Here is a 23,852-nt window from a genome sequence, read left to right on the forward strand (position 1 = left end):
GACAGCGGACACCGCGCGATGGGCGCGATGGCGTCTGGGCAATGTCTGATCGGCCAGTCGGCGCGGCGGGGGTGGGCGTCACTGCCCTCTAGTCCCCCCGCGGCGTGCCGCAAGTCGGGGCGATGCCCCAACTCCTCCACTCCTGTTGCGGCCCCCTGGGTGCAGCCCGCCTCATGTCGGTGGGCCTGCCGGTCCGCTCCTGCCGCCCACCCCCGCCACTCCGGCGGCCGGTGCGATGCGGGAAGGAGGAAGGACATGGGATATCAGGCCAAGACCGCGCGCGCAGGCGCTACCCTCTATAGCGAGGTGACCGACCGGATCGTCGCGCAGATCGAGGAAGGCATCCTGCCATGGGTGGGGCCATGGGATGATGGCAAGGCGGCGCTGGGCCTGCCGCGCAATGCCGGAACGGGGCGGCGCTATTCGGGGATCAATGTGCTGATCCTGTGGCACCGGTTGTTCGAGCAGGGCTATGGTTCGCAGCGCTGGCTGACCTACCGGCAAGCGCAGGCACTGGGCGGCAATGTCCGCAAGGGCGAGCAGGGTACGACGGTTTGCTATGCCGATAGGTTCACGCCCAAGGATGGGGAGAATATCCCGATCGGGCCGGATGGCGAGCCGCGACGGATTGCTTTTCTCAAGCGCTTTACCGTGTTCAACCTCGACCAGTGCGATGGTCTGGAGGACATGGCATCCTCCCCCGTCACGACATGGAACAAGGCCCTCATCATCCCCCGCGCGCAGATGCTGATCGAGGCGACAGGCGCTGATATCCGGGTCGGCGGCGGGGAAGATTATGCCCCGCAGGACGATTATATCCACGTGCCCCGGCCCGAACATTTCCATGAGCCGATCAACTGGTTTCGGACAGCCCTGCATGAGCTGGGGCATTGGACGGGGCATCGTTCACGGCTGGATCGTCTGCCCGATAGCGGCTTTGGCAGCCCCGCCTATGCGCGGGAGGAGCTGGTTGCCTTATCTGGACAGTCTGCGCCGTCCGCAACATTGCAGTAAGGTCGGCGATGGACGCCCACGGTAGGCAGTAATCAGGCTGGCCGTAGCGCTGACCCAAGAGCTGGCGGAGGCCAGCCTGATAGCTGCCGGGCCATAGCGCGCATCGGTGTGAAGGTCAGCTTCCGGGTGGGGGGTCCGGGGGGAGGGCTTCGCGCCGGTGTCGATCATTACTGTTTGCGAGCGTCGCGAGGCCAGGGGCCTCGATGCGCATGTGCCGCTGATCCAGCGCGACGACGCGCTCTACGATCCCGATCTGGATCGCTTCTTTCTCGACCTGCCGCTGTCGGGCGTCCGCTCGCGGCACTCGCTTCGCGCCTACGCCTATGATGTCGTAGTCTGGCTTCGTTTTCTCGATGCCTGCGGCAAGACCGTGTGGGCTGCGACCCGCGACGATGTCGACGCCTATCATCGTGAGCGACGCCGCGACGATGCCGATCACCGGATAACGGCGGCAAGCTGGAACCGCGCCGTCGCCAGCCTCGATCGCCTTTACCGTTGGGGCGAGCAGCAAGGGTTGATCGCCGACGCGCCGTTCAGCCGCCGCGCCGTGTGGCGACCGGCGCAAGGTGGCCGTCGCGGCATGATCGCGGCGCGCAACGATGCCTATGAACGTGTCGCCAGGCGATCGGATGTCCGGTTCGTCACGATGGACGACTACCGCATTTTCCGCGAGGTCGGCCTGCGCGGGCTCACCCCTGACGGCACGGAGCGCCCCGGCGCTCGCGACCGTAATGGGCTGCGCAACGCGCTGTTCGCGGATCTTCTCGTCACCACCGGCCTGCGCCTCGAAGAGGCGTCGGGCTTGCTCACCGTCGAGCTCGCGGCGATCGACCGCGAGGACGGTGACGTCCAACAACTTTGGTTGCCCCTTCCGCCGCCGCTCACCAAGGGCGACCGCGGACGCAGCGTTCTGGTCCCACGCCGGCTGCTTCGTCAGATCGCCGCCTATGTCGCGGTCGAGCGCGCCGCGGGCGTGGCCAAGTTCGCCGCGCGCGACGGTGCGGCCAGCTTCGACCGACCGATCCCTGTCACCCGCGCCGGTCTCGACCGCATGCGCGATATCTGCACCCCGGAGGAACGATGCCGCCTGATCCTGTGCGACGAGGATGGAACGCCCCGCGAGCCGGCGGCGCTATGGCTGACCGAGGTCGGCCAGCCTGTCCGCCCCAACTCGTGGGAGGTGATCTTCACCCGCGCCTGCAAGCGGTGCGCACAGAACGGCTTCCCGCTGTCGATCAGCCCGCACCAGCTTCGCCACGCCTTCGCAGTCCATATGCTCGCCTTGCTGATCCAGCAGCGGCTGCGCGAAGCGGCATTGCCGGTGGGGCCGGTGGAGAGCTATCGGCTGATCCTGGGCGACCCGCTGCAACAGGTGCAACGCCTGCTTGGCCACGCCAGCCTCACCACCACCTATATCTACCTCGACCATATCGCGACCCGCGCCGATACGGTGGACGCGGCCGTCGAGGAGCTGCTGGCGTTACTGCCGGGGCCGCAAGGCGTATGAGCGGGCGTCCCCGCAAGGGCCGGCCTGTCGCCTTTGCGCCGATCACGCCGGAGCGATCGCAGCCCGATCCTGTGCTCGGCCTCAAGTTCACCATCGAGGCGCGGCATGGCGGAACGGTCCTAGTCGATATGACCGGGCTCGATCCTCGCCCACTCGCCATCGCTTTCGCCGGTGCGCTGCGTCGATCGGCGGCGCTCGGCGGCCCCATCGGTGCGGCCAGCGTCATCAAGCAGTATGTTCAGGTCTATCGCCACTTCTTCGCCTGGCTTGGCGATGATGCGCCGGAGGTGACCGGCGTCAACGACCTGCGCGCAGTCCATATCGATGGCTTTGCGTCCGCGCTCGAACGGCGTGGGATGGGCGCGATCCACCGGCACATAACGGTCGGCAAGGTCATCAACACGCTGCGCGCGATCGAGGCAGACCGGCCCGATCGGATCGCGCCCGACCTGCATGAGCGGCTGCGCTACACGCTGGCCACTTCGGCGGGCCGCTCGACCCCGCGCGATGCCTATAGCCCCTTCGTCGCCCGCGCGCTGCGCGACGCCGCGAGGGCCGATATCGAAGCGATGCTTCGCCGCCTCGGCGCCGACGACCGCACTGATGAGGGCGACCCTGTCGTCGCCAGGGCGCGCGCCGATGTCGAAGCGATCATCGCGCGGCAGGGCTTTATCGTCGCAGACCAGCCCGCGCTGAAGCGCCTCTATTTCATGCGCATGCGGCGCGGATTGCCGATCAGCACGCTCATCGACGACCTGCATGGCCGCCATCATCTGCTCGCGCGCGATCTGCCGGCGCTGCTCGTGCTGCTCACGCTCGATACCGGCCTCGAGCCGGAGTGCCTGAAGACGCTGACCGTGGATTGTCTCACCAACCCGCATGCCGGCACGGTGGAGCTGCGCTATCTGAAGCGCCGCGCCCGCGGTGCCGAGCACAAGAGCATGCGGGTCCGCGATGGTGGTAGCGGCACACCCGGCGGCCTCATGCGTCGCCTGATCGACGTCACCGCCGTCGCACGCGAGCATCTGACCGACGATTGCCTCTGGCTCTATCACAACGTTGGCGGCCTTCGCGCCGGCATCGTCGATCCCAAGTTCCAACTCGCCGCCTGGGCTCGTCGCCATGGTATCGCCGGCGATGATGGGAAGCCGCTCCATCTGCTGCTTTCCCGGCTGCGCAAGACCCACAAGGCGTTATGGTACACCAAGACCGAGGGGCATATGGCCCGCTTCGCGGTCGGTCACACCCGCGAGGTTGCGGCGCGCCACTATGCCGATCTGCCGTCGCTCCGGCCGTTGCACGAGGCGGCCGTCGCCGATGCCTTCCGCGCAGCGGTCGCTGCGGCGATGCCGACCGTGCTTCCACCCACCGCCGAGCAGGCGCTGCGCGAAGCGCCCGAACAGGTCGCGTCGCTGATGTCGGCTGATACGGTGGGTCCGGTGCTCGACGGCGAACAGGATGTCTGGCTCGCCGCCTGCGCGGGCTTCCATAGCAGTCCTTTCGCCGAGCCCGGTTCGCCCTGCGCGCAGCCCTTCTGGGGCTGCCTCGATTGTCCCAACGCCGTCATCACCGCGCGCAAGCTCCCCGCGATCCTCGCCTTTCTCGCGTTCGTCGAAGAGCAGCGATGCAGCCTGCCGGCGAGCGACTGGGCCGCCAAGTTCGGCCGCGTCCACACCCGGATCACGGTCCAGGTCCTGCCGGTCTTCTCCGATGCCGTTATCGCCGAAGCGCGCCGGCAGATGGGGAGCGAACGGCTCTATCTGCCGCCGGAGGCACGCGCATGACCACGCCCGTCCATGCCCTCGTGCCCGCGTTCGACGATCGCCCTGTGCTGGCGAGCGCGCCGCTCAAGGCGGGCCATGCCCGCGAGGAGCTGTCGCACGTCGGCGACCCGACCTGGGATCTCGGTCCCGCCGTCTTCCGCGAGAACGCTCGGCGCTGCCACGTCACCGTGCATTTCGACGTGCTCGAACATGCCGATGTGCAGGCGGCAATGCGCGCCTATCTCTACGCCCGCCTCAACGTCGGTCTTCCCGGCTACCACCCGAAGCTGCCGCCCGCCAGCATCCGACAGGCATTCAACCGGGCTCGCCGGTTCTTCGCCTTCGCGCGCGAGCGGCTTGGGCGGCTCGACCTGGGCCGCATCGATCAGGCGCTGATCGACGCTTATGCGCGCCACCTGCGGGATGATTCAGCGCGGCGCCCCGTCATCGTCGGCCAGCTCTTGCAGGTGGTCACCGATCTCTACCATCTCCGGGATCACCTGCCTGGAGGCGGTTTCGGGTTCGAGCCGTGGGCCGGGCAAGCGGCTGCGCGCGTCGCCGGATATCGGCATGTGCGCGAGAACCGCACCCCACGCATGCCGGAGGAGATTGTCACGCCGCTGCTCGCCTGGTCGCTGCGCTATGTCACGACCTTCGCGACCGATATTCTGGCGGCTCGGGTCGCGCTCGATCGGCTCGAGGCAGTCCGCGCTCGGCTGCTCGCCGCCGAACGCGGACTGCCTGATGCAGAGCGCCGCCTGCGGCAGCGCGCGCGCCTCGAGCGCTATCTCGCGCGCCGAGCCCGGCAAGGACGCGGCGTGCCCATCTGGACGACGGCACACAACGGCGCCACGCGCATCGATCCCCTCACCGGGGATGCAACCCCGCCGATCAACGCCCATCTCCTCCATTTGCATGCCGGCATCGATGCCGTCGCCGAGCCGGCCATGCATCTCATGCTCACTACCGGCGCACCGGATGTCATTCGCGAAGCGGTTGCATCGCTTGGTACCGAGGTCGGCGGCATGGACACGCCGATCTCGATCGCTCCCGAGAGCGGTCGGCCATGGCGTGCCCGCTTCGACGTGAAGACCCTAGCGATCGAGGAGCGGATGCTGCAGGCCGCCGCCTATATCGTATGCGCCTATCTGACCGGCATGCGCGACTGCGAGGTCCAGGCGATGCGGCGCGGCTGCCTCTCGATCGCGCGCAGCGAAGACGGCCTGATCGAGCGGCAACGCGTCCGATCGACCCTCTACAAGCGCCGATCGAGCGCCGGTGAGTCGGCGAGCTGGGTGACGATCGAACCGGTGGCCGAGGCGATCACGGTGCTCGAACGGCTGTCGGAACACGCGGCACGGAAGACTGGAAGCGACACGCTCTGGCCGGTGCTTCGTCCCCGCGCTGTCACCAAGACGCATCTGTCGAGCGAGGTGGTCCGCCAGCTCAACGCCTTCCGCGACCACCTCAACACCGTCTTCGGCAGCCCCGATGCGCCGGTCATCCCACCCGGCCCCGATGGCAAGCCGTGGCGCATCACGACGCGGCAGTTCCGGCGCACCATCGCGTGGCACATCGCCAACCGTCCGTTCGGCACCATCGCCGGCATGATCCAGTACAAGCATGCCTCGGTCGCCGCTTTCGAGGGCTATGCCGGGACCAGTGGATCGGGGTTTCGCGCAGAGGTCGAGGCGCAGCGCCGGCTCGGTCAGATTGACGATCTGCTGGACTATTTCGACCGGCGGCAGGGCGGCGCATCACTCGGCGGACCGGCGGGACCACGCATCGCGCGGACCCTCGACGATGCCGCCGTTAAGCTCGGGCCACTGCCCGCCATGATCGCCGATCGGGCCCGCCTGCGCGTCATGCTCGCCAGCGTCGCGCGCACCTTCCATGTCGGCCCGCTCGCGGATTGCTTCTTCGATCCCGCGACCGCGCTCTGCCTCAAGCGCGTGACGACCCCCGATCCCGCGCAGCCGCTTACCGCCCTGTGCGAACCGACCCGCTGCCCCAACGCCTGCATCACCGCCCGCCACAGACCGGCCTGGGAACGTGCGGCGGCCGATGCCCGGGCGCACTTACGCGAACGGCGCATCTCCGACCTCCAGCGTCAGGCGCTCCAGCGCGAGCTTGATCGCCTGACCGCGGTGATTGCCGGGATCGACCCTCCCGCGCCGTAGACCACCCCGGCTGTTGGCGGAGTCCTGCGCCGGTCGGCGCGCCCGCGCAACGGCTTCGCCGTCCTTCGCTTCGCTGCGGCCCTGACGGGTGCGCGAGCCCCCCTGTGCCCGGCGCGAACGGGCCTCCGCCGCCGGGGATGGTCCCCGGCGCGAGAACGGAGAACATATCATGTCAGCCTCACCACGCTCAGACGTCTACGCTCGCGTCACGCAAGCGATCGTCGACGCCATCGAAGCCGGCACCGGCACCTGGCGCATGCCGTGGCATCATTTTGGCGCCGACGTCACCCGCCCGACCAACGTCGCCAGCGGCAAGCCCTATCGCGGCATAAATACGATCTCGCTCTGGGCGGCCGCCTATGGCAGCGGCTACGCGAGCGGGGTCTGGGGCACCTATCGCCAGTGGCAGGCGCTCGGCGCGCAGGTCCGCAAGGGCGAGCACGCCAGCCTCGGCGTCCTCTGGAAGGAGTTTCGCGCGAAGGGTGACGACGCCGGCGGCGATGACGACCATCGACGGCTTTTCGCCAAGGCGTTCAGCCTGTTCAACGCCGATCAGGTCGATGGCTACGCGCCCGAACCGGCGCCGGACCTGCCTGAGAGCGAACGCCTCGCCGCCGCCGAAGCCTTCATCGCCGCGCTCGGCATCGATACTGTCTACGGCTCGGCCAGCGCCTATTATCATATCGCCGAAGACCGCATTCACATGCCGGATTTCAGCGCCTTCCACGATGCCCACGGCTTCTACGCCACCCACATTCACGAAGCGGCTCATGCCAGTGGCGCAGCCCATCGGCTTGACCGGGATTTCAGCGCCAAGTGGACCAGGCACGCGCTCGCCATGGAGGAAGCGACCGCCGAACTGACCGCATCGTTCCTGCTCGCCGATCTTGGGATCGCGCACGAACCGCGACCCGATCATGCGGCCTACATCGCCTCCTGGCTGCAACTGCTCAAGGACGAGCCTCGGGCGATCTTCACCGCGGCGAGCAAGGCGCAGGCGGCAGCCGACTGGATGCACGCCCGACAGCCGTAATGCTCACGCGACCCGCACTTCGGCGCCAAGTGTGTCGAGCAGCGGACAGCCCGGATCCCGACCGGCATCGCAGGCGCGCACCGAGTCGGCCAGAACCCGTTCCATCCGCTTGAGGTCCGCGATCCGCGCGCGTACGTCCTTCAGGTGCGACGCCGCGAGCTCGCGCACCTCGGCGCAGGAGGCCTGACCGCCAACCGCGAGTCCGAGCAAGGCGCGTACCTCGTCCAGGGTAAAGCCCAGCTCCCTCGCGCGGCGCACGAAGCCCAGGCGAGCCACGTCCTCCCGGCCATAGCTGCGGTAGCGGCCCCGCCGCGGCGGAGCGGGCAGCAGCCCGATCCGCTCGTAATAGCGGATCGTCTCGATGTTGCATCCGGTGCGGCGTGAGAGTTCGCCGATCTGGATCGCGCCGGTTGCGGCCATCCCCAAAATACCTCTTGAGTCTGTAGTCGCTACAGATGTTAGGACAGCTCAATGCCCGCCACAAGGAGTCGCCCGTGACCCAGACGCCAAGCCCGCCTAAGGGGATCGGCACCGCCACGCTCACGCTGGCGGGGATCGCTGCGGCGTTCGGCGTCGCCGCCTGCTGTGCGCTGCCGATCCTCTTCGCATCCGCCGGGATCGGCGCAGCTTGGCTCGGCGGCGTGGCCATTGTCGCCGCGCCGTATCGCACGCCGCTTCTCCTCATTGGCGCATTGTGCCTGCTTGCCGGCGCGGCGCTGCTGTTGCGCCAGCAAGTTACGGCGGCGCGCTGTGGGCCGGGCGGCATATGCACGCCGCGCTGGATGCGTGTTCTCACGCTCATCGGATTGCTGCTCGGTGCGGCCCTGCTCTGGGCAGGCTATCGCTATGTCTGATGCCACCCCCGAGCTGCGCTCGACGCTGACCTGTCCCCACTGCGGTCATCGGGCGACGGAGACCATGCCGACCAATGCCTGCCAGTATTTCTACGACTGCCGGGGTTGCGGCGCGGTCCTCAAGCCCAAGCCGGGCGATTGCTGCGTCTATTGCTCCTACGGCGACGTGCCCTGTCCGCCGATCCAGGAGAGCGGCGGCAAGGCGTGCTGCGGCTGAGGAGGGCGGGCGATGGCGCGCGCATCATCCGCTGAAGCCGCCTTTGGATCGACGGTTACATTTCCCGGCGGTGCCGTTGTCCCGGACTGGAGCGCAGTCACAACACCCAGCGCCCGCGCAGCCCTGACGGCACTGTTCGCGGCGTTCATCGGTTCGAAGTGGCGCGGGATGGACGGCGTCGAGGAGCGGGTCCGGCGCGCCGTGCTTCAAGCCTATGCTGCCGATGGTCGCTCGCCGGTGCCGGCACAGATCGCCGCCGCATCGGGACTCCCCTCCGGCGAGGTCGGCTCGGCCCTGCAGCGGCTCGCCGGGCGCGATCTCGTGGTCCTCGACGGCGCGGGCCGGGTGACCGGCGCCTATCCGTTCACCGACGGCCCCAGCGAACATCAAGTCGAAGTCAGCGGAGTGACCATGAGCGCCATGTGCGCCATCGACGCGTTGGGGATCGGCGCCATGCTGGAGCGGGACTGCATGATCCGCTCGGCCTGCCGCCAGTGCCGGCGCACGCTCGCCATCCATACCCCCAGCCGCGGCCGCGAGCTGGAAGAGGTTGAGCCGGGCGCGATCGTCGTCTGGTCCGGCCGTCGCTATGCCAGTGGCTGCGCGGCATCGTCGCTCTGCACCTTGCAGGCCTTCTTCTGCGATGACGATCATCTGGCGGCCTGGTGCGCGAGCGGTCCGGTCGGAGCCGATGACGGCATTCGTCTGTGCCTGGCCGAAGCGCTCGAGGTTGGGCGCGCGATTTTTGCGCCGATGCGGATGGAGATGCGACCATGGCTTCCTACGACCTGATCGTCATCGGCAGTGGCACGGCAGCGCAGGTCGCGGTCGGCCGGGTCCGTGCCGCTGGATGGTCCGTCGCCGTCATCGATCACCGTCCGTTCGGCGGCACCTGTGCGCTGCGTGGCTGCGATCCCAAGAGGATGCTGGTCAGCGGCGAGGAAGCGATCGACGCGGCAAGGCGCATGGCCAGACATGGCGTCGACGGCACGCTGGCGATCGACTGGCCCGACCTGATGGCGTTCAAGCGGACCTTCACCGATCCGATCCCCGCCAAGCAGGCGCACCGCTACGCCGAGCTCGGTGTCGACGCATTACACGGTGTTGCTCGCTTTGCCGGCCCAGACACGATCGTGGTGGAAGGCCGGACATTGCGGGCCCGCCATATCCTGATCGCCAGCGGCGCGCGTCCAGTCCCGCTCGGCATTCCGGGCGAAGATCTGGTGAGCACAAGCGATGCGTTCCTGGAGCTTCAGGCCCTGCCGCGCCGGATCGTGCTGATCGGCGGCGGCTATGTCGCTGCGGAGTTCTCGCATCTGGCGGCCCGAGCGGGCGCAGAGGTCACCATCCTACAGCGGGCCGAGCGGCTCCTGCCGCACTTCGATCCCGACCTGGTGGGCTGGCTGACGCCCCGGTTCGAGGCGCTCGGCATCCGCGTCGAGACCGGTGCCACCGTTACCCGGGTCGAGCGCAGCGGGAGCGGTCTGCTGGTCCACGCCGAGCGCCAGGGCGAGCCTGATCTCAGCGTCGCCGCCGATCTCGTCGTTCATGCCGCCGGGCGCGGTCCTGACCTCAAGGCGCTCGACCTGTCCGCCGGCGAGGTGGCGGTGCAGGACGGGCGCCTGCAGCTCGACGCGCATCTGCGGAGCATTTCCAACCCGCGGGTCTATGCCGCCGGCGACGCTGCCGGAGTCGGGCCGCGGCTGACGCCGGTGTCCAGCCACGATGCCAAGGTAGTTGCCGCCAACCTCCTGGATGGCCCGACGCACCAGCCGGACTATCGCGGCGTGCCGAGCGTGGCCTTCACTCTGCCGCCGATCGCCGCCGTCGGACTGTCAGAGGAGGCGGCGCGCCGCGGCGGCGTCGCGCTCCGGGTCAACGCAGCCTCGACGCCAGACTGGTTCACCGCCCGCCGCCTCGCCGAGCCGGTCTACGGCCATAAGCTGCTGATCGACGAGGACACGGACCTCATCCTCGGCGCGCATCTCGTGGGGCCGAACGCCGACGAGGTAATCAACGTTTTCGGTCTGGCAATCCGCCACGGCCTCACCGCGGCCGATCTTCGCTCCACCATGTTCGCCTATCCGACCGGCGCCTCCGACGTCGGCTACATGCTGACTTAACGCACGAGCGCCACTGCCATGGCGGCCGATCCCTCGCGCGATCGGCCGCTTCGCGATGCATGTCGATGCGGGCTGTCGCCCGCCATTAAGCGGACGCCGCTTGCGCGGCGGCTCCGATTTTTTGGCCTCTCCCTCGATGCGGGAGTGGTCGGCGCTCCCTGCTAGGCCCGCCGCGGCGCGCTGCAAGCCTCGGCTTCGCCGGGCTGCTCCATTTCATTTCGCCCCTGCGGGTGCAGCCCGCCGCTTCAGCAGGCCTCTCCGGTCGCTCTCGCCGCCCACCCCCGCCTCGGGGGAGGCCATGGGGCTTTTGGGCAGTGCTGGAGGCAACCGATGGTTTTCACCTTCCAACCGCCATTTTGGGCTGGACTGTCAGGATATGTGGCCGAAATGGCGAGCGCTTTTCTCTGCGCGGAGCTGGGTATCGTGCCGACCGTGCACCACGCCGATTATCTGGGCGCATGGCTCGCCTAATGTCGAGCTGCCCATTACTCCAGTAATCGCGAGGTGACAGTAATGTGAAGGAACGGAGTTCGGGCTGCGCTACTCTGCGGCGATCCGAGCCCCGTCCTGCACATTATTTCAGAGGGTATCGAGCCAGGCGAGCAGGCTCGCATCCCGCTTCCATGACGGCTGACACGCTGCTGCTGGAACGCCGACGTGTTCGAGCGCCTTTCGCTTGGTTTCCAGATTGGCTTGGGCGTAGTGGCTGGTCGTATCGAGGCTGACGTGCCCGAGCCAACTGCGGATGACGGTAATATCGACGCCGGACGAGACGAGGTGGACAGCGGTCGCATGGCGGAAGCTGTGCGGGGTCACGTGCTTCGACCGCAGCGTGGGGACTATCTTAGCGGCGGCCTGGACGTATGATGCGAGTTTGAACCGTACACCCGATGCGCCAAGCGGTTCGCCATAGCGATTGACGAAGAGCCGATCGCTCGGTGCCCTTGGCTGCCTGTCCAAGAGTTTCTTCAACAACGTCACCGTTTCCGGCCAGAGCGGACTGATGCGTTCCTTACGCCCTTTGCCGTAAAGGCGCACGCAATGCGGCGCTTCGAACCGGATCGCATCGGGACGTAAATCGAGCGCTTCCTGGATGCGTGCGCCGCTGTTGTACAGGAAGGATAACAGCGCGTGGTCACGCATTCCCTCCAGCGTTGATCGGTCGGGTTGTGCGAGGATCGCTTCGACCTCATTCGGCTCAAGATAACAGGGCGCAGGGATCGCTCCCCGTTTTATCGGGACGGCAAGAACCTCGGCGCATTGGGCGATATATGTTGGCTCTTTACCCGCCACGAAGCCGAAGAAGCTGCGGATGGCGGCAAGCCGGCAGTTGCGCGTGCCGATCGTGCCTTTCCGCTCATGTTCCGCATGGGCCAGGAACGCGCCGAGCTCACCGGCGGTGAGATCGGCCAGCGCAACCGCCGCTACTCCACCACCTTTTCGTGCAGCGACGAACCGGAGGAACAACCGCCAGGTGTCACGATAGGACCGGATGGTATGGACGGACGCGTTGCGCTGCTCGGCCAGCCACTCATGGAAGAAGGCGCGCAGCAGGGCGGGGAACGGATCGATCTTTCTCATGCCCGCGCCTCCTGCGTTATATTGAGGCAGGCGGCGCCGATCATGCGGAACCTCTCGCTTGCTTCCTGCATCAGGTCCTGCGTGACCGTGATGTAGACCAGCGTCGAGTTGATATCCCGATGCCCAAGATAAGTTGCAAGGAACGGCAGCCTGTCCTGGGGATTGATGCCGGACCGATACCATTGAAGCATCCGGTTCACGACCATCGAGTGCCGCAGGTCATGGATGCGCGGTCCGGTTTTTCCCGATGGTGGTTTGAACCCAGCACGGCGAAGGATATCGACAAGCATCCAGCTAACCGCTGCGGGGCTGTAGCGGTTATTGGATTGGTCGTGCCAGAACAACCCCGATTGGGGATACTGCGGCCCGCCGGCACGCCCTCTATCCTCGATATAGGCACGCAGTTCGACCATCACGCTATCGGGCAACGGCAAGATTCTGGTCTTGAAGAACTTCGTTTCGCGGATTGTGATCGTACCGTTTTCGAGGTCCACGTCCCCAAGGTCGAGGCGTGCTATCTCACTACGGCGCAGCCCCGCGCAATAGGCCAGCAGCAGCATGGTATAAATGGCCATTGGCCGCAGCGGCGCGCGCGGTGATGGGTAGGACCGCGCGATGTCCAACATGCGCTGCACATCGGCGGGGCTGTAAATATGCGGCTTGCGATAATGCCGTGCCACTTCCTTCAGCGGCCGTGTATTGGGCCGACGCACTGGCAGGCTCGGGTCCCGATGCCGGAGAGCCTTGGCCAATGCCTGTTTGAGTCTTTCGCATTCGGCCGCATGATTGCGGGTGGACTTGGCCTCCGCCCAATGTTCCAGCATCACCGCTAACGGCTTGGTTGCCAGCTCCGGATTCGCCTGGAGGAACCGATCGAACCGAAGGAACCATGCGCGTTGGGTCGTATAGCGATAGCCCCTGTTGCGCATCAGCGCGATATGATCGCGCATGATCTCGCCAAGCACGCTGCCGAAGGGCTTGGGCCGACGCAGTGCGGCAAGAGCATGATCCGGCATAGGTGCTATCAGCGCCCGCCAGATTGGCTTGCTATGTTCGACGCCGTATTCGCTGCGCAGGTCCGCGATGGGGTTGCGGGCGATCAGGTTCACTTCGACCAGATGGTCGAGAAAGCGATCAACGATCCGGGTACGATGCAACAAGGTGGAGGGGTGCCAGCGCGCTCCCCATTCCCGCAGCCACGCCTCCAGTGTCGACCGGTCGATGACCGGATGGCGCTCAGCCACTTCCCGGAAGCCATTCAGGACCTGGCGATAATAAATGTGGCTGATCTTGCTCCGCAACCGCAGCGTCGCCAGATACCTGGTGATGACGGCACGATCAGGATTGGGCAACGCGGTCATGCCAGCACCTCCGATCCCGGCACATCAAGAGCGATTGCCCTCAGATCCTCGGTGGCCAGCTTGAGATAGGGGATTGTGGATTCGCTCGATCGATGTCCGAGCAGGTCGCCGATCACCTTTTGCGGCACCGACGCGCGCAGCAGTTCGACGGCCCTGGCGTGGCGGAAGATGTGAGGGCCGCATTTTCCTGGCGGCTTGATCCCGGCAGCCCACAGCCGCCGTCGCACTTCGCTATGCAGGTCTTGCAGGGGCCGGTACGGCGCACGCGAGCGGATAAAGATTTCCCGCCTGTCTGTCTCAGGGCGTCCATGCCGTAAATAGTCGAGCAATGCCTCGCCAACCGGCGCCATCAACGGCAGGTACGAACAAGCGCCGGTTTTTGTATGCCGGATGCGCAAGGATTCCGCACGCCAGTTGACGTCCTCCAACAGGAGATTGCGGATTTCACCGGAGCGCAGCCCATAGGTCGCCAGCAGTTGCAATATGGCATAATCACGCAGCCCTTTGGGCGAGGTGTCGCGCCTCGTGATTTCCAGGACGGCCGCAATCTGGTCACGGCCCAATGTCGAAGGCACGCCTTCATAGGCGTACAGCACCGGGCCTACGACATGACCCGTGAGATCGGCGGCGACGTACCCCATGCGGTGCATGTAGCGCAGCAGCGAGCGAAGGCGTTCAGCGACATCCTTTAAGGACCGACGGCTCAGACCCGGCGCGCGCATGTCCATGTAGAGATCGATGTCCCGCACGCTCAGTTCCATGACGCTCGCCGTTCCGCCGTGATCGAGCTGCCATGCCAGAAAGTGACGCGCTTCCCACATCAGCGCGTAGATACTTGCACGGGCCAGGCCGCGGTCCTCATGCAGCCAGCGATCATATTCGCAGCATATCGCGTGCCGAACCGTCGCCTCTGGTCCGATCACTTCCGGTTCAGGCGGCCATTTGCCTTGGGCGAGGCGCAGCAACGCGTGGATTCCTGAGCGAGGGATCGCGTGCCACCGTGACGCGGGTGCTCGGTCATGACGCTTGCGAAAGCACCGGATTGCGTGGTGCAGATATTGTTCGATCTGGGGCGGCTTCACCGCCGCCACGTCCAGCTTCCGCCGTGCCAGGTATTGGAGAAAGCCGCGCGCGTAGCTGCAATAATTGGCCGCTGCCACCGGGCTATATTTCTGTCGGGCAAGGTCTTCCGCAAGCCTGGCGATCAATTCTTCATCGGGACTTAGCATCATTGGCTCCTCAGTCGGTTCGACGACCGCTGAGGTTCGCAACGTACTGGCTCCAGTCAAATAATGCGGATCCTTCCGCCTTCCGTCAGCAATGAAAAATAATGCTCAGCACTGTAGTTCGATTATCGCTGAAATTCTGCGGTTTTAACGCAGCCCGAACCTCGTTCCTTCACATTACCGTCACCTCGCGATTACTGTCCGTCCTGCGCGAGGACAGCAAGGCGATCTTTCGCGCCGCCAGTCAGGCGAGCAAAGCAGCGGATTATCTCTTGGCCTTCGAAGGCGACGAAATCGGGGAGGAGGCGGCATGACGCGCGTCACCCTGTCGCCGACAGATCGGGAGCGGCTGCGCGCCGCCCTCTCTGATCTGCCGGTCCTGTCCCGGATCGTCTATCTGCTGCATGCCCGCGATGGGCGCAGCTTTGCCGAGATCGCCTTCCTGATCGGGGCGGACATCAACGCCGTGGAAATCCATCTTGCCCGGGCACTGGAGCAGCTGATGAGCGCGCTCGACGGAGAGGCCGACCCCTGATTGTCTCAATTTGACGGCCTTCTTCCATCTTCATTTGGTGGAAGGGGCCTGAGCGGTTAGGAAGAATTCCGCATGCGTACCGACCTTGATCATCTCCCTCCCACCAAGCAGCGAGAGCTGGAGCGCGTCCTCCAGATCCTGTTCGAGGAGTTCGGGGACGCGCACAGCGAGGCCAAGGGACGCAGGCGGCTGGGGCGGATCGTCAAGATCATCCTCTATGGCAGCCATGCGCGCGGCGGCTGGGTGGATGAACCCCATACCGCCAAGGGCTATGTCTCGGACTTTGATCTCCTGATCATCGTCAACCAGAAGGAACTGACCGAGCGCGACACCTATTGGGCCGCCGCCGAGCAGCGGCTCAACGCCGAATATGCCGTGCGCGGAGCGCTACGCACCCCGGTCAACTTCATCGTTCATTCGCTCCAGCAGGTGAACCAGGGCCTTGCCCATGGACGCTTCTTCTTCATGGACATCGCCCGCGACGGGATCGCCCTCTATGAGGCGGATGACCGCGAGCTTGCCAGCCCCAAGCCGAAGTCGCCCGCCGACACGCTGGCGATGGCGAAGGAATATTTTGAGGAGTGGTATCCCAGCGCCGGCGAGTTCTTCGACGACTTCCGAGCCAATCTTGATCGCGGCCGATGCAAGAAAGCTGCCTTTGAGCTGCACCAAGCCGCTGAACGGCTCTACCACTGCGTCCTTCTCGTCAGCACTTTCTACACCCCACACAATCACAATATCGGCTTCCTGCGCACGCAGGCCGAGCGCCTGGATGTCCGCCTGCGAGATGTATGGCCCATGGCGAACCGCAAGGAGCGGGGCATGTTCGAGAAGCTCAAGGACGCCTATGTGAAGGCGCGCTACTCCAAACATTATCGCATCAGCGAGCAAGAGCTGAGCTGGCTTGGCGAACGCGTCGAGGAACTGGGCCGCGTCGTCCATATCGTCTGCAGCGCGAAGATCGCACAGCTCGAACAGGCCCTCTAGCGGATCGCAAATTCCTTCAGCGCGCGCAGGTCGCGGTTGATCCATTTGGTACCCCGCGCGAACATCTCGTCATCCATGCCCGGCTGACGGAAGAGCGTCAGCATGACCTCTGAGCCCTCGCCATTCTGGATGACGCGCAGCGGCACATGGACCTCCTTGCCCTCGCCGGTATCGACCCAATGATCCATCACCCCATAGTCATTATGGGGCGTGAAACGGATCGTGATCGCCCCCTCCGGACCATCGGCAAGCCACTTGCCATCCTCGTTTCGCATGTCCGATTCCGCTAGACCGGACGCCCATTTGGGAAAGACCTCGGGCCGCCAGATCGCCTCGTAAAGGTCGCGCCAGTTGCGGTCGATCGAGATGCTGTAGGTGCGCGACGGCAGCATGGGGATGGTCCATTTGATTGGGTTGGGAAGCCGAACCGCTAGCGCCCCGTCTGACCCTTGTCACTCCCTGCCTCCAGCCGCAACATGTCGATTCTGGCGGGTTCGGCATGCGATCGACTCTCTCCCGCTTAGGCCGCCCATGAGGGCTTGATGGCGGTCGCAGCGGGCAAGCCGCTGCGGCATGGCTGACGCATCGGCACAAGGCCGTATTGTAATGCACCGTACGCACGGGTGCTGCGCCGGAAAGTCGCATTATAACAATGGATTATGCCGTATGACGCGTCATGCGTGGGATACGGTTTGTGTCCTACGCGCGTGACAGAGCCGGTTGGCATCTGGCGGCAAGTGATTGATCCAGCGCGGAAAGATGCGCGTATGACGGGTCATATCCTTGTTCATTCTCGGGCCTGATCACCGATCGATGAGCCGCTGCCCGATTGTTGCGGCCGATGGCGGTCATTCTGCGGCAATCGGCACGTCAGTGCCCTGAACCGGCACCTCATTGCCCTGGCCGATGCGCGGCTGTCCGCCTTGCGCTACAGCCATGCATGGCGGGCCAGTCCAGTGTGAAGGACAGCTCAAACATGCGAACATTGTCGATCAGGATCAATGACGCCCTGCACCGCAGGCTGCGCCTTCGCGCCTATGGCGCCAATCTCTCCGTCTCGGAGTTCCTGCGGCCCCTCATCGAGGACGCCGCCGTCCCCGGTGGCCGCTACGCCTATACCGGCCAGGACGAACTGCTGGGCGTCGCGCTCCAGACCTACGCGCTGCTCGCGGAAATGGCGGCGCAGCAGTCGGGTGGCATCGTTGAACGGGCGCTCGCCGCCTCCCGCGCGATGTTGCGGGAGCGGGGGCTGCTCGACCCCGAAGAAGAGGCGGCGAGCGGCATGCGGCCCACCTTCCTGGGGAAGGAAGGTCGCGCGCCATGAGTATCTTCCGCAACGACACGCTGGGTTCCTGGACCAGGGGCGGTCAGGCGACCGTCCACAATGTCCGGATGACCACCCAGGTCTTCAAACAGTCCGCGCTCGCGGGCCTCGTCCTCTGGGTCCTGCTCACCCTATGGCTGGTCTATGAGGTGCTGCATCAGACGACCCGGATCCTGCTTGGCAAGATGGCCGAGGCCTGGTTCCAGCTCTATGTTGTCGGCAGTCCCTCCAGCCCCGTCCTGTTCACCGCGCCCGGGGGACGACAATATTGGGTACGGGCCGACGAACTGCTGCGGTCCGGCATCGCCAGGGATGCTGCCGGCGAGCTTCTCTACAGCCTCAAGCTGGTCGGCAGCTGCACGGCGATCTTCGTCCTCATCATGCTGTTCGCCGCCTGGTATTATTTCACCGTCTCGGGGCGAGGGCTGGGCTCCAACCAGTTCCTGCGCGGGGCGAGCTTTGCCACGGTCAGGCAGTTGCGGCGGCGCTTGAGGGGCATGGCAAAGGGATGTCTGAGCGTGGGCGGGATCGCGATTCCCGCCGCCTATGAGCCCGAGCATATCCTGCTGAGTGGCGCCCCGGGAACGGGCAAGACCAATATCCTGCACGCCATGCTCGAGGGCATCCGCAAGGAGGGCAAGCGCGCCATCGTCTATGATACCGCCGGGACCTTCGTGGAGCGCTTCTATCGCCCCGGGCGGGACATCATCCTCAATCCCTTCGACACCCGTTCGGCGCGCTGGTCGCCCTGGTTCGATGTTCCCCTCGACTATCATTATGATCAGATCGCAGAGTCCGTCGTGCCCGATGGCGGCAAGGACCCGTTCTGGGCAAAGTCCGCGCGCGGCACGCTGGTCGCGGTCATGCGCACCCTCGTCCATCAGGACCGGATGCGGGTCTCTGCGCTCCTCGACATCATCACCCGCTCGGGCCTCAAGATCCTTGCCCAGTTCGTCGAGAATACTGACGGCGCGGCGTTCGTCTCCGCCGAGGGCGAGCGCACTTCGGCGGGTATCCAGGCGGAACTGGCCTCAGTCCTGCGGGGCTTCCGCTATCTCGACGACACCGATGAAGGGCTGTCGATCCGCGACTGGGTCACGATCGAGGAGGATGACAGCTGGCTCTTCATCACGGTGAAGGCCGACCAGCTGCCGACCCTTCGTCCGCTCATCACCATGTGGCTCGACATCGCCATCAACGCGATCATGAGCATGGCCCCCGATCAGCAGCGCCGCCTCTTCTGCGTCATTGACGAACTCCCCTCACTGCAGCGCCTGCCATCGCTCTCCGACTTCCTGGCACGCGCACGAAAATATGGCGGGTGCGGCATATTGGGGTTCCAGTCCTATCCGCAGCTTGAAGCCACCTATGGGCGGCAGGAGGCAGCGGCGCTCACCGGCTACTGCTCGACCTGGATCGCGCTGCGCGCCAACGATACGCCGACGGCCCGCCATATCTCCGACAATCTGGGACAGGTGGAGCAGGTCGAGGCCAATGAGGGCATGTCCTATGGCGTGAACGACATGCGCGACGGGGTGAACCTGTCGCGCGTGCAGGTGACGCGGCCACTGGTGATGCCGACCGAGATCGTCAACCTCCCCAACCTTACCGGCTATCTCCGGTTCGGGCGCGATCTTCCGGTGGTGCGGTTCACCGACCGCTACCGGCACGGACGCCTGCTCGAGCCGGCCTATATCGATCGCGCGGCGCCGGGGATCAGGCTGGATGCGGCGAGCGAAGAGGCAGCGTGCCAGACGACACATCAGCCCCGACGCCGAAATCCTTTGTTCCGCCGATCAAGCCCGATGGTGAACCCACGCGGGTTGATCGGAACGCGGCGGAAAAAATCCCTGCGCCGCACACCGGTCTCATCGGCCCCCGCAGTGAACGCAGTTCCATTCGTCAGCAGGGGCGGCCCAATGGGCCGTTCCGACCCTCCAACCCTGCATAGCCTTATCATCCATGAAAGGACGTCATGTCATGCACAGAATTACTCGCAACAGAGATTCCCGACTGGTAGCTGCGCCACCTTCGCCCGAGCAAAAGGATCATGTCATCGCACCGCTCAGCGTCCGTATCGCTATGGCGGTGAAGATGACCGGCATTGGCCGATCCAAGCTGTATGAGCTGATCCAGGAGGGGGAGGTAGAGATCGTCAAGATTGGATCGGCAACGTTGATACCCATCGCTAGTCTTGAGCGATTGTTGGAGCGCCATAAGAAATGCTGACGTCCCCGCATGGCCAGCATGGTCCTACTTGGGGGTCTGCATATGGCGAGGGATGGGACATTCGCTACGGTCGGCTTCCAAGTCATGAACTCAGTGAAGCTGACGTTAGCGAAGGATGGCAGCGTATCTACTTCGCGTCAGACACCCGTCATGTGGAGATCAGGACCCTCTCAGTTTCAGCGATCAACAGGTCCAAGCTATGCAAATCAGGTCTACGGATGTGCAATTCGACGAATCGCGCGCAGAAATGCCGCGTATAGCAAGGTGCTAACATGTCTCATCGAGTAACCTCATTCCTCTTGTATCGTTTCAGCTACGTGAACTATGAAAATGAGACCGGGGGTTATCTTGAAAATCACTAGTTTCCAGAAGCGGGTTGAGGAATGGCTGAAGGCATGTTTTCCTGCCGCAGTGCGGTCCGACCGTGCTGAGCGTACACATCGCTTTCTTGAGGAAGCGCTGGAACTTGCTCAGGCGAACGGATGCTCGCGTGAGGATGCCGCAGCGTTGGTGCAGTATGTCTATGACCGGCCAATTGGGCGTCCCGATCTAGAGGTGGGCGGCACGATGGTGACCCTTGCCGCACTGTGCAGTGCTTCCGCCATCAACATGGACGAAGCTGGCGATCGGGAGCTTGTGCGTAATTGGGAAAGGATCGACCAGATCCGCGCGAAGCAGGCGTCCAAGCCTCACGGGTCGCCCCTGCCGCAATGATGCTCGCTTCGACGCGCCGGATGGCAGCCTTTCCGGTATGCCGATTGATCTCCACGATCTGCGAGGCGCCGTGCTGAACGTCTCCTTCAGGACAGAAGAGCTCAAAAACGTCTGCACTAGGATCGAAGAGGCTCAGAGCCAATTCGGTCCGCATGCGGCAGCGGAATTGCACGAGCTTCTAGCCGAAGCGGAGTCCTTCTTGACTACCGACGAACTGATAGATTTTCGCGACGGTGAATTTTTGGAGGGGGATTCCCTTTCCTTCTCGTTCGGTTCACACTACCGGGCAGCGTTCAAGGCGGTGGGCGAAAATCTACCACGTGCAGATAATGGTAGTGTCGCTTGGGGGCAGGTGCGTAGAATTATGCTGATCGAGATTTCGCAATGACGAAGGTCGAAGTTCAGCCGTTTGACAAGGACTGGTTCTCCCGACCGGGTGACAGCGTCCTGTCGGCGATGCGTCGACGCCGGGTTTCTCCGAGCGCCGTTGCTGAACGCCTTGCAGGCGGAATGCCCCAGTTGCGCGAGATACTCAGTGGCTTCGGCGGAATTGACGACGAAGCAGCGTCGGCACTGTCCAGCACTGTCGGCGGATCGATCCCATTCTGGATTTCTCGCCAAGAGAAGTATCAGAAATCTCTTTCCCAAGCCGTTGAGCAGCTGCCTGCAGAGGAAGCGGATGCCTGGCTGGAACAGATTCCCACTCCAGGCCCCAAGCGACGGATCACCGCGAACACGCGGACGACTGAGCTTGAACGCCGCCTCGCCTATTTCGGCGTCAGCACCCTCAAGTCTTGGGATGCGCGCTATGGTCCGAACCAGCGCGTAGCGCGATTTCGGCGTTCGCTTACGTTCACTGCACACGACGGCGCCACGTCCCTGTGGCTGCGTGAGGGAGAGCTTGAGGCGAACCTCCGCCAGACCGAGGCTTGGTCGCGCGAGGAATTGAACGAACGCCTGTCGGACATCCGTGCGCTTTCCAGGATAAGGAAGCCTTCCCGTTTTCTGAAGCCCCTAGCCGCGCTCCTGGCCGGATGTGGAGTGGCCCTTGTAATCGTGAAAGCTCCGCAGGGCTGCCGTGCAAGCGGCGCGAGCCGCATGATTGCGCCCGATAAGGCCATGATCCTCATGAGCTTCCGTCATCGTGCGGACGATCAGTTCTGGTTTACCCTTTTCCACGAGATCGGACATCTGCTGCTTCATGAAGGCGCGCCCTTCGTGGACGTCGAGGGAATGGACGTCGCTGACGATCCTCAGGAGCGCGAAGCCAACGAATTCGCGGCAACGATTATCGTTCCGAAGTTTAGGGAGGCCGAGCTCGAGAGCCTTCCGGCGCGTGACGAGCCCATCCGCCGCTTTGCCGTGTCGCTCGGGGTGTCCCCGGGAATGATTCTCGGCCAGCTCCAGCATCGAGGCATTGTGCCGCACGGAGTCCTGCGCAGACTGCGGCGCCACTGGACGTGGGAAGAAATCTTCGCCGAGGACTAAGTGCTAGCGCTCGTGGCGAGAACGGTGTTGGCTGTTCAGTTCACCCCTTGAAGTGCTGAAACACCGTGGGCGTTTTCTGCCAGTTGCAGATGGAGTCCTCTAGCACCTCCATCCCGACGCTCAGATCAGCGTCGAGGTCATCGAGCCATGCCTGGAGCGTGGCTGGTGAGACTTCCGCCTTGGGATCACCTTCGAACAACAGCTTCAGGCCCGATTTCGGTCCGGTCGCGTTCTGAAGGTATGCCGTCCCTGCTTCAGCGGGGATGAACTGATACCGCGACAACATGGACACCCAGTCGAAGCGCCCCAGCCGTCCGAACCCCTTAACGGGCAAGCCGTGATAGAAGGCGTCGAAGATGACGTGTGGGTCGTTGCCTGCGTCCAGAACAGTCTGCGAAAAGAGCGTCCTGTGATCGCCTGCGGCGTTTACCCAGTTCACGTAGGTTACGATGGCAGGGCCCATCGGCCGGTTCGTGTCCGGATCTAGGCTTTCATACTTCCTGTGGTTGCCGAACTTCCCGCCGACTGCCTGCCAGTTGGCAGCCAGCCATTGCTCGAAGGCTGCCGGATCGGCGCTCACAGACGCCCAGTCCCATTGTCCAGCGCCGAGGCGGCCATAGATGTCACGCAGACGATGCCACCCACCGATCTCCGGCTTCGCCAGATAGACCATGAGGAAGATCAGCCAGGCGGCTTCATCATAGGCGTTCTGCTGGAGCAGATGGACGACGCCGAGCTCGGCCTCGAAGGCAGCTGAGTTCGGATCCGCCCGATCGGGATTGATCGGGCCACGTCGCTGAATCATCCTGAAATAGTCCTCGCGCCGGATGCTGGCGATCATCTGCATCGCCAGCGTGTCACGGGCGCGGGGATCGGCAATACCTGGTAACTCGCGGATGTTCTGATGATGCTGGAGTAGAAGATCCGAAATTTCTTCCTTACGCGCCTGACGTTGCGGCCACTTCATTCAAGCTTGCTCCACTTTCACTTTCGCTGCTGCTCGACGGGCAGCCTCTGATTTTCGCTCCCGCTGATCTTCGATAAAGCTGTGGTAGAAATTGTTACGCATACGTGCTGATATTTCCATGATTTCCTGGTCGTCTCTGGCGAAGTTGATCTGGAGCAGCCGGGCTAAGTCTGCCCAATAGTCCTCGCCCAGCTCGGCGTCTGGGTCGGATTCCTCATTGACCCTCGCCTTCCGCTCGAACGCGAGCAGTTTCCCGATCATGACGAATGGCTCCGACCCTGGCATCGCCGGCATCTCGGCAGCGCGCTGATACCCTTCGCTGATGTACTGCTCCGCTTTTCCCCTATCGGAATCGTACAGGTGCATGCTGCCGACCATGTGGGTGTACTCGCCTACTTCGAGGCCGAGTTCGCTCGCCACCAGTTCCTGGATCACGGTGAAGCAAAAGACGTCGTGGGGGAGGCCCAGATAAGCGTCGTTCGAGCGCATCATGGCGGTCATGTGCAGGAGGCCGCCGCGTCGATGGAATTGAAGGCCCAAGGTACACGGAATGTCTACGTCGGTAAGCAGGTCGGCCGCATCATAAAGCTGGATAACTGCCCGACGACTACCGTCTTTCCGCCTCATTATCTCGATGACCTGTTCCAGCTGGTCGAATCCATGCCTTGTTCGGATACGCGGTCCGTTGATCTGCCCCCCGCTGAGTGGCCCAGAGACTATGATAGTCTGGACCACGAAGGGGACATTGA

General features: G+C 64.4%; 25 protein-coding genes and 1 pseudogene. 19 read left to right on the forward strand and 7 right to left on the reverse strand.

Translation table 11 applies throughout. The features are described from left to right. Positions 1–255 precede the first annotated feature (255 nt). The 5 genes from B6S01_RS08225 to B6S01_RS08245 all read left to right on the forward strand — a co-directional run bounded on the left by B6S01_RS08225 (position 256) and on the right by B6S01_RS08245 (position 7,497). Complete coding sequence (locus tag B6S01_RS08225; RefSeq protein WP_051908265.1) at positions 256–1,014, forward strand: ArdC family protein; 759 nt, start codon at positions 256–258, stop codon at positions 1,012–1,014. A gap of 157 nt (positions 1,015–1,171) precedes the next feature. Beyond that, on the forward strand, positions 1,172–2,521 hold the full coding sequence (locus B6S01_RS08230) for a tyrosine-type recombinase/integrase (protein WP_021224415.1): 1,350 nt from the start codon (positions 1,172–1,174) through the stop codon (positions 2,519–2,521). Continuing rightward, a complete protein-coding gene (locus tag B6S01_RS08235) occupies positions 2,518–4,305 on the forward strand; it encodes a hypothetical protein (protein WP_021224414.1) in 1,788 nt (595 codons plus the stop codon). Before B6S01_RS08230 ends, B6S01_RS08235 begins: the two co-directional genes overlap by 4 nt. After that, entirely contained in the window at positions 4,302–6,464 is a 2,163-nt protein-coding gene (locus B6S01_RS08240) for a hypothetical protein (protein WP_037466144.1), read from the forward strand. The genes B6S01_RS08235 and B6S01_RS08240 overlap by 4 nt, the downstream gene beginning before the upstream one ends. Before the next feature lie 169 nt (positions 6,465–6,633). Then, complete coding sequence (locus tag B6S01_RS08245; protein ID WP_030538909.1) at positions 6,634–7,497, forward strand: ArdC family protein; 864 nt, start codon at positions 6,634–6,636, stop codon at positions 7,495–7,497. A 3-nt stretch (positions 7,498–7,500) separates the two neighbouring features. Here the strand turns inward: B6S01_RS08245 and B6S01_RS08250 are convergent, their stop codons facing one another. After that, the gene (locus B6S01_RS08250) at positions 7,501–7,917 is read right to left on the reverse strand and encodes a MerR family transcriptional regulator (protein ID WP_016744720.1); all 417 of its coding nucleotides are present in this window, start codon (positions 7,915–7,917) and stop codon (positions 7,501–7,503) included. A 74-nt stretch (positions 7,918–7,991) separates the two neighbouring features. Between B6S01_RS08250 and B6S01_RS08255 the strand changes: the two genes are divergently transcribed. The 5 genes from B6S01_RS08255 to B6S01_RS08275 all read left to right on the forward strand — a co-directional run bounded on the left by B6S01_RS08255 (position 7,992) and on the right by B6S01_RS08275 (position 11,162). Beyond that, positions 7,992–8,351: a hypothetical protein gene (locus B6S01_RS08255; protein WP_021224336.1), complete on the forward strand. Its 360-nt coding sequence runs from the start codon at positions 7,992–7,994 to the stop codon at positions 8,349–8,351. Beyond that, positions 8,344–8,568 (forward strand): GDCCVxC domain-containing (seleno)protein, encoded by a 225-nt coding sequence (locus B6S01_RS08260; protein WP_021224337.1) that lies wholly within the window; start codon positions 8,344–8,346, stop codon positions 8,566–8,568. Before B6S01_RS08255 ends, B6S01_RS08260 begins: the two co-directional genes overlap by 8 nt. Positions 8,569–8,580: 12 nt before the next feature. Continuing rightward, positions 8,581–9,360 (forward strand): organomercurial lyase, encoded by a 780-nt coding sequence (gene merB / locus B6S01_RS08265; protein WP_021224338.1) that lies wholly within the window; start codon positions 8,581–8,583, stop codon positions 9,358–9,360. Further along, on the forward strand, positions 9,342–10,691 hold the full coding sequence (locus B6S01_RS08270) for a dihydrolipoyl dehydrogenase family protein (protein ID WP_016744716.1): 1,350 nt from the start codon (positions 9,342–9,344) through the stop codon (positions 10,689–10,691). Before merB ends, B6S01_RS08270 begins: the two co-directional genes overlap by 19 nt. Before the next feature lie 330 nt (positions 10,692–11,021). Then, on the forward strand, positions 11,022–11,162 hold the full coding sequence (locus B6S01_RS08275; RefSeq protein WP_197689932.1) for a zincin-like metallopeptidase domain-containing protein: 141 nt from the start codon (positions 11,022–11,024) through the stop codon (positions 11,160–11,162). A 108-nt stretch (positions 11,163–11,270) separates the two neighbouring features. Here the strand turns inward: B6S01_RS08275 and B6S01_RS08280 are convergent, their stop codons facing one another. Genes B6S01_RS08280 through B6S01_RS08290 form a run of 3 tightly spaced genes read right to left on the reverse strand, consistent with a single transcriptional unit; the run spans position 11,271 to position 14,862 of the window. Further along, entirely contained in the window at positions 11,271–12,272 is a 1,002-nt protein-coding gene (locus B6S01_RS08280; RefSeq protein ID WP_037466134.1) for a site-specific integrase, read from the reverse strand. After that, positions 12,269–13,633, reverse strand: a complete 1,365-nt coding sequence (locus B6S01_RS08285; RefSeq protein ID WP_037466136.1) for a tyrosine-type recombinase/integrase — start codon at positions 13,631–13,633, stop codon at positions 12,269–12,271. The genes B6S01_RS08280 and B6S01_RS08285 overlap by 4 nt, the downstream gene beginning before the upstream one ends. Continuing rightward, a complete protein-coding gene (locus B6S01_RS08290; protein WP_037466138.1) occupies positions 13,630–14,862 on the reverse strand; it encodes a site-specific integrase in 1,233 nt (410 codons plus the stop codon). The genes B6S01_RS08285 and B6S01_RS08290 overlap by 4 nt, the downstream gene beginning before the upstream one ends. Before the next feature lie 194 nt (positions 14,863–15,056). Between B6S01_RS08290 and B6S01_RS08295 the strand changes: the two are divergent. From B6S01_RS08295 to B6S01_RS08305, 3 genes and pseudogenes are all read left to right on the forward strand, one after another. After that, positions 15,057–15,173: pseudogene (locus B6S01_RS08295) on the forward strand (antirestriction protein ArdC); the annotation flags it as partial. After that, a complete protein-coding gene (locus B6S01_RS08300) occupies positions 15,170–15,394 on the forward strand; it encodes a sigma factor-like helix-turn-helix DNA-binding protein (protein ID WP_037467915.1) in 225 nt (74 codons plus the stop codon). The pseudogene B6S01_RS08295 and the gene B6S01_RS08300, both read left to right, overlap by 4 nt. Before the next feature lie 72 nt (positions 15,395–15,466). After that, positions 15,467–16,381 carry a nucleotidyltransferase and HEPN domain-containing protein gene (locus B6S01_RS08305; protein ID WP_037467913.1) on the forward strand — a complete coding sequence of 305 codons (915 nt, stop codon included), beginning with the start codon at positions 15,467–15,469 and terminating at the stop codon, positions 16,379–16,381. On the opposite strand, the gene B6S01_RS08310 is transcribed toward B6S01_RS08305, so the two are convergent. Beyond that, positions 16,378–16,773 carry a hypothetical protein gene (locus B6S01_RS08310; RefSeq protein ID WP_037467911.1) on the reverse strand — a complete coding sequence of 132 codons (396 nt, stop codon included), beginning with the start codon at positions 16,771–16,773 and terminating at the stop codon, positions 16,378–16,380. The genes B6S01_RS08305 and B6S01_RS08310 overlap by 4 nt on opposite strands. Positions 16,774–17,357: 584 nt before the next feature. Between B6S01_RS08310 and B6S01_RS08315 the strand changes: the two genes are divergently transcribed. The 6 genes from B6S01_RS08315 (at position 17,358) to B6S01_RS08340 (ending at position 22,136) form a co-directional block, all read left to right on the forward strand. After that, positions 17,358–17,705, forward strand: coding sequence for a CopG family transcriptional regulator (locus B6S01_RS08315; RefSeq protein ID WP_156103394.1), 348 nt, complete (start codon positions 17,358–17,360; stop codon positions 17,703–17,705). Continuing rightward, positions 17,702–19,831: a type IV secretion system DNA-binding domain-containing protein gene (locus tag B6S01_RS08320; RefSeq protein ID WP_051908448.1), complete on the forward strand. Its 2,130-nt coding sequence runs from the start codon at positions 17,702–17,704 to the stop codon at positions 19,829–19,831. Before B6S01_RS08315 ends, B6S01_RS08320 begins: the two co-directional genes overlap by 4 nt. Next, positions 19,800–19,934, forward strand: a complete 135-nt coding sequence (locus B6S01_RS21605) for a helix-turn-helix domain-containing protein (RefSeq protein ID WP_322788849.1) — start codon at positions 19,800–19,802, stop codon at positions 19,932–19,934. Before B6S01_RS08320 ends, B6S01_RS21605 begins: the two co-directional genes overlap by 32 nt. 348 nt (positions 19,935–20,282) lie before the next feature. After that, positions 20,283–20,648 (forward strand): hypothetical protein, encoded by a 366-nt coding sequence (locus tag B6S01_RS08330; RefSeq protein ID WP_081570348.1) that lies wholly within the window; start codon positions 20,283–20,285, stop codon positions 20,646–20,648. A 37-nt stretch (positions 20,649–20,685) separates the two neighbouring features. Beyond that, a complete protein-coding gene (locus B6S01_RS08335; RefSeq protein ID WP_037467907.1) occupies positions 20,686–21,036 on the forward strand; it encodes a hypothetical protein in 351 nt (116 codons plus the stop codon). Beyond that, entirely contained in the window at positions 21,033–22,136 is a 1,104-nt protein-coding gene (locus B6S01_RS08340; RefSeq protein ID WP_037467906.1) for an ImmA/IrrE family metallo-endopeptidase, read from the forward strand. Before B6S01_RS08335 ends, B6S01_RS08340 begins: the two co-directional genes overlap by 4 nt. Before the next feature lie 40 nt (positions 22,137–22,176). Here B6S01_RS08340 and B6S01_RS08345 read toward each other — a convergent pair whose 3' ends face one another. Both B6S01_RS08345 and B6S01_RS08350 read right to left on the reverse strand, forming a co-directional pair. Beyond that, a complete protein-coding gene (locus tag B6S01_RS08345; RefSeq protein ID WP_037467904.1) occupies positions 22,177–23,103 on the reverse strand; it encodes an alpha-glutamyl/putrescinyl thymine pyrophosphorylase clade 3 protein in 927 nt (308 codons plus the stop codon). Beyond that, entirely contained in the window at positions 23,104–23,838 is a 735-nt protein-coding gene (locus B6S01_RS08350) for a thymidylate synthase (RefSeq protein ID WP_051908446.1), read from the reverse strand. It lies immediately after the preceding gene. Positions 23,839–23,852: the final 14 nt, after the last annotated feature.

The organism is Sphingobium herbicidovorans (assembly GCF_002080435.1).
Classification (GTDB): Bacteria; Pseudomonadota; Alphaproteobacteria; order Sphingomonadales; family Sphingomonadaceae; genus Sphingobium; species Sphingobium herbicidovorans.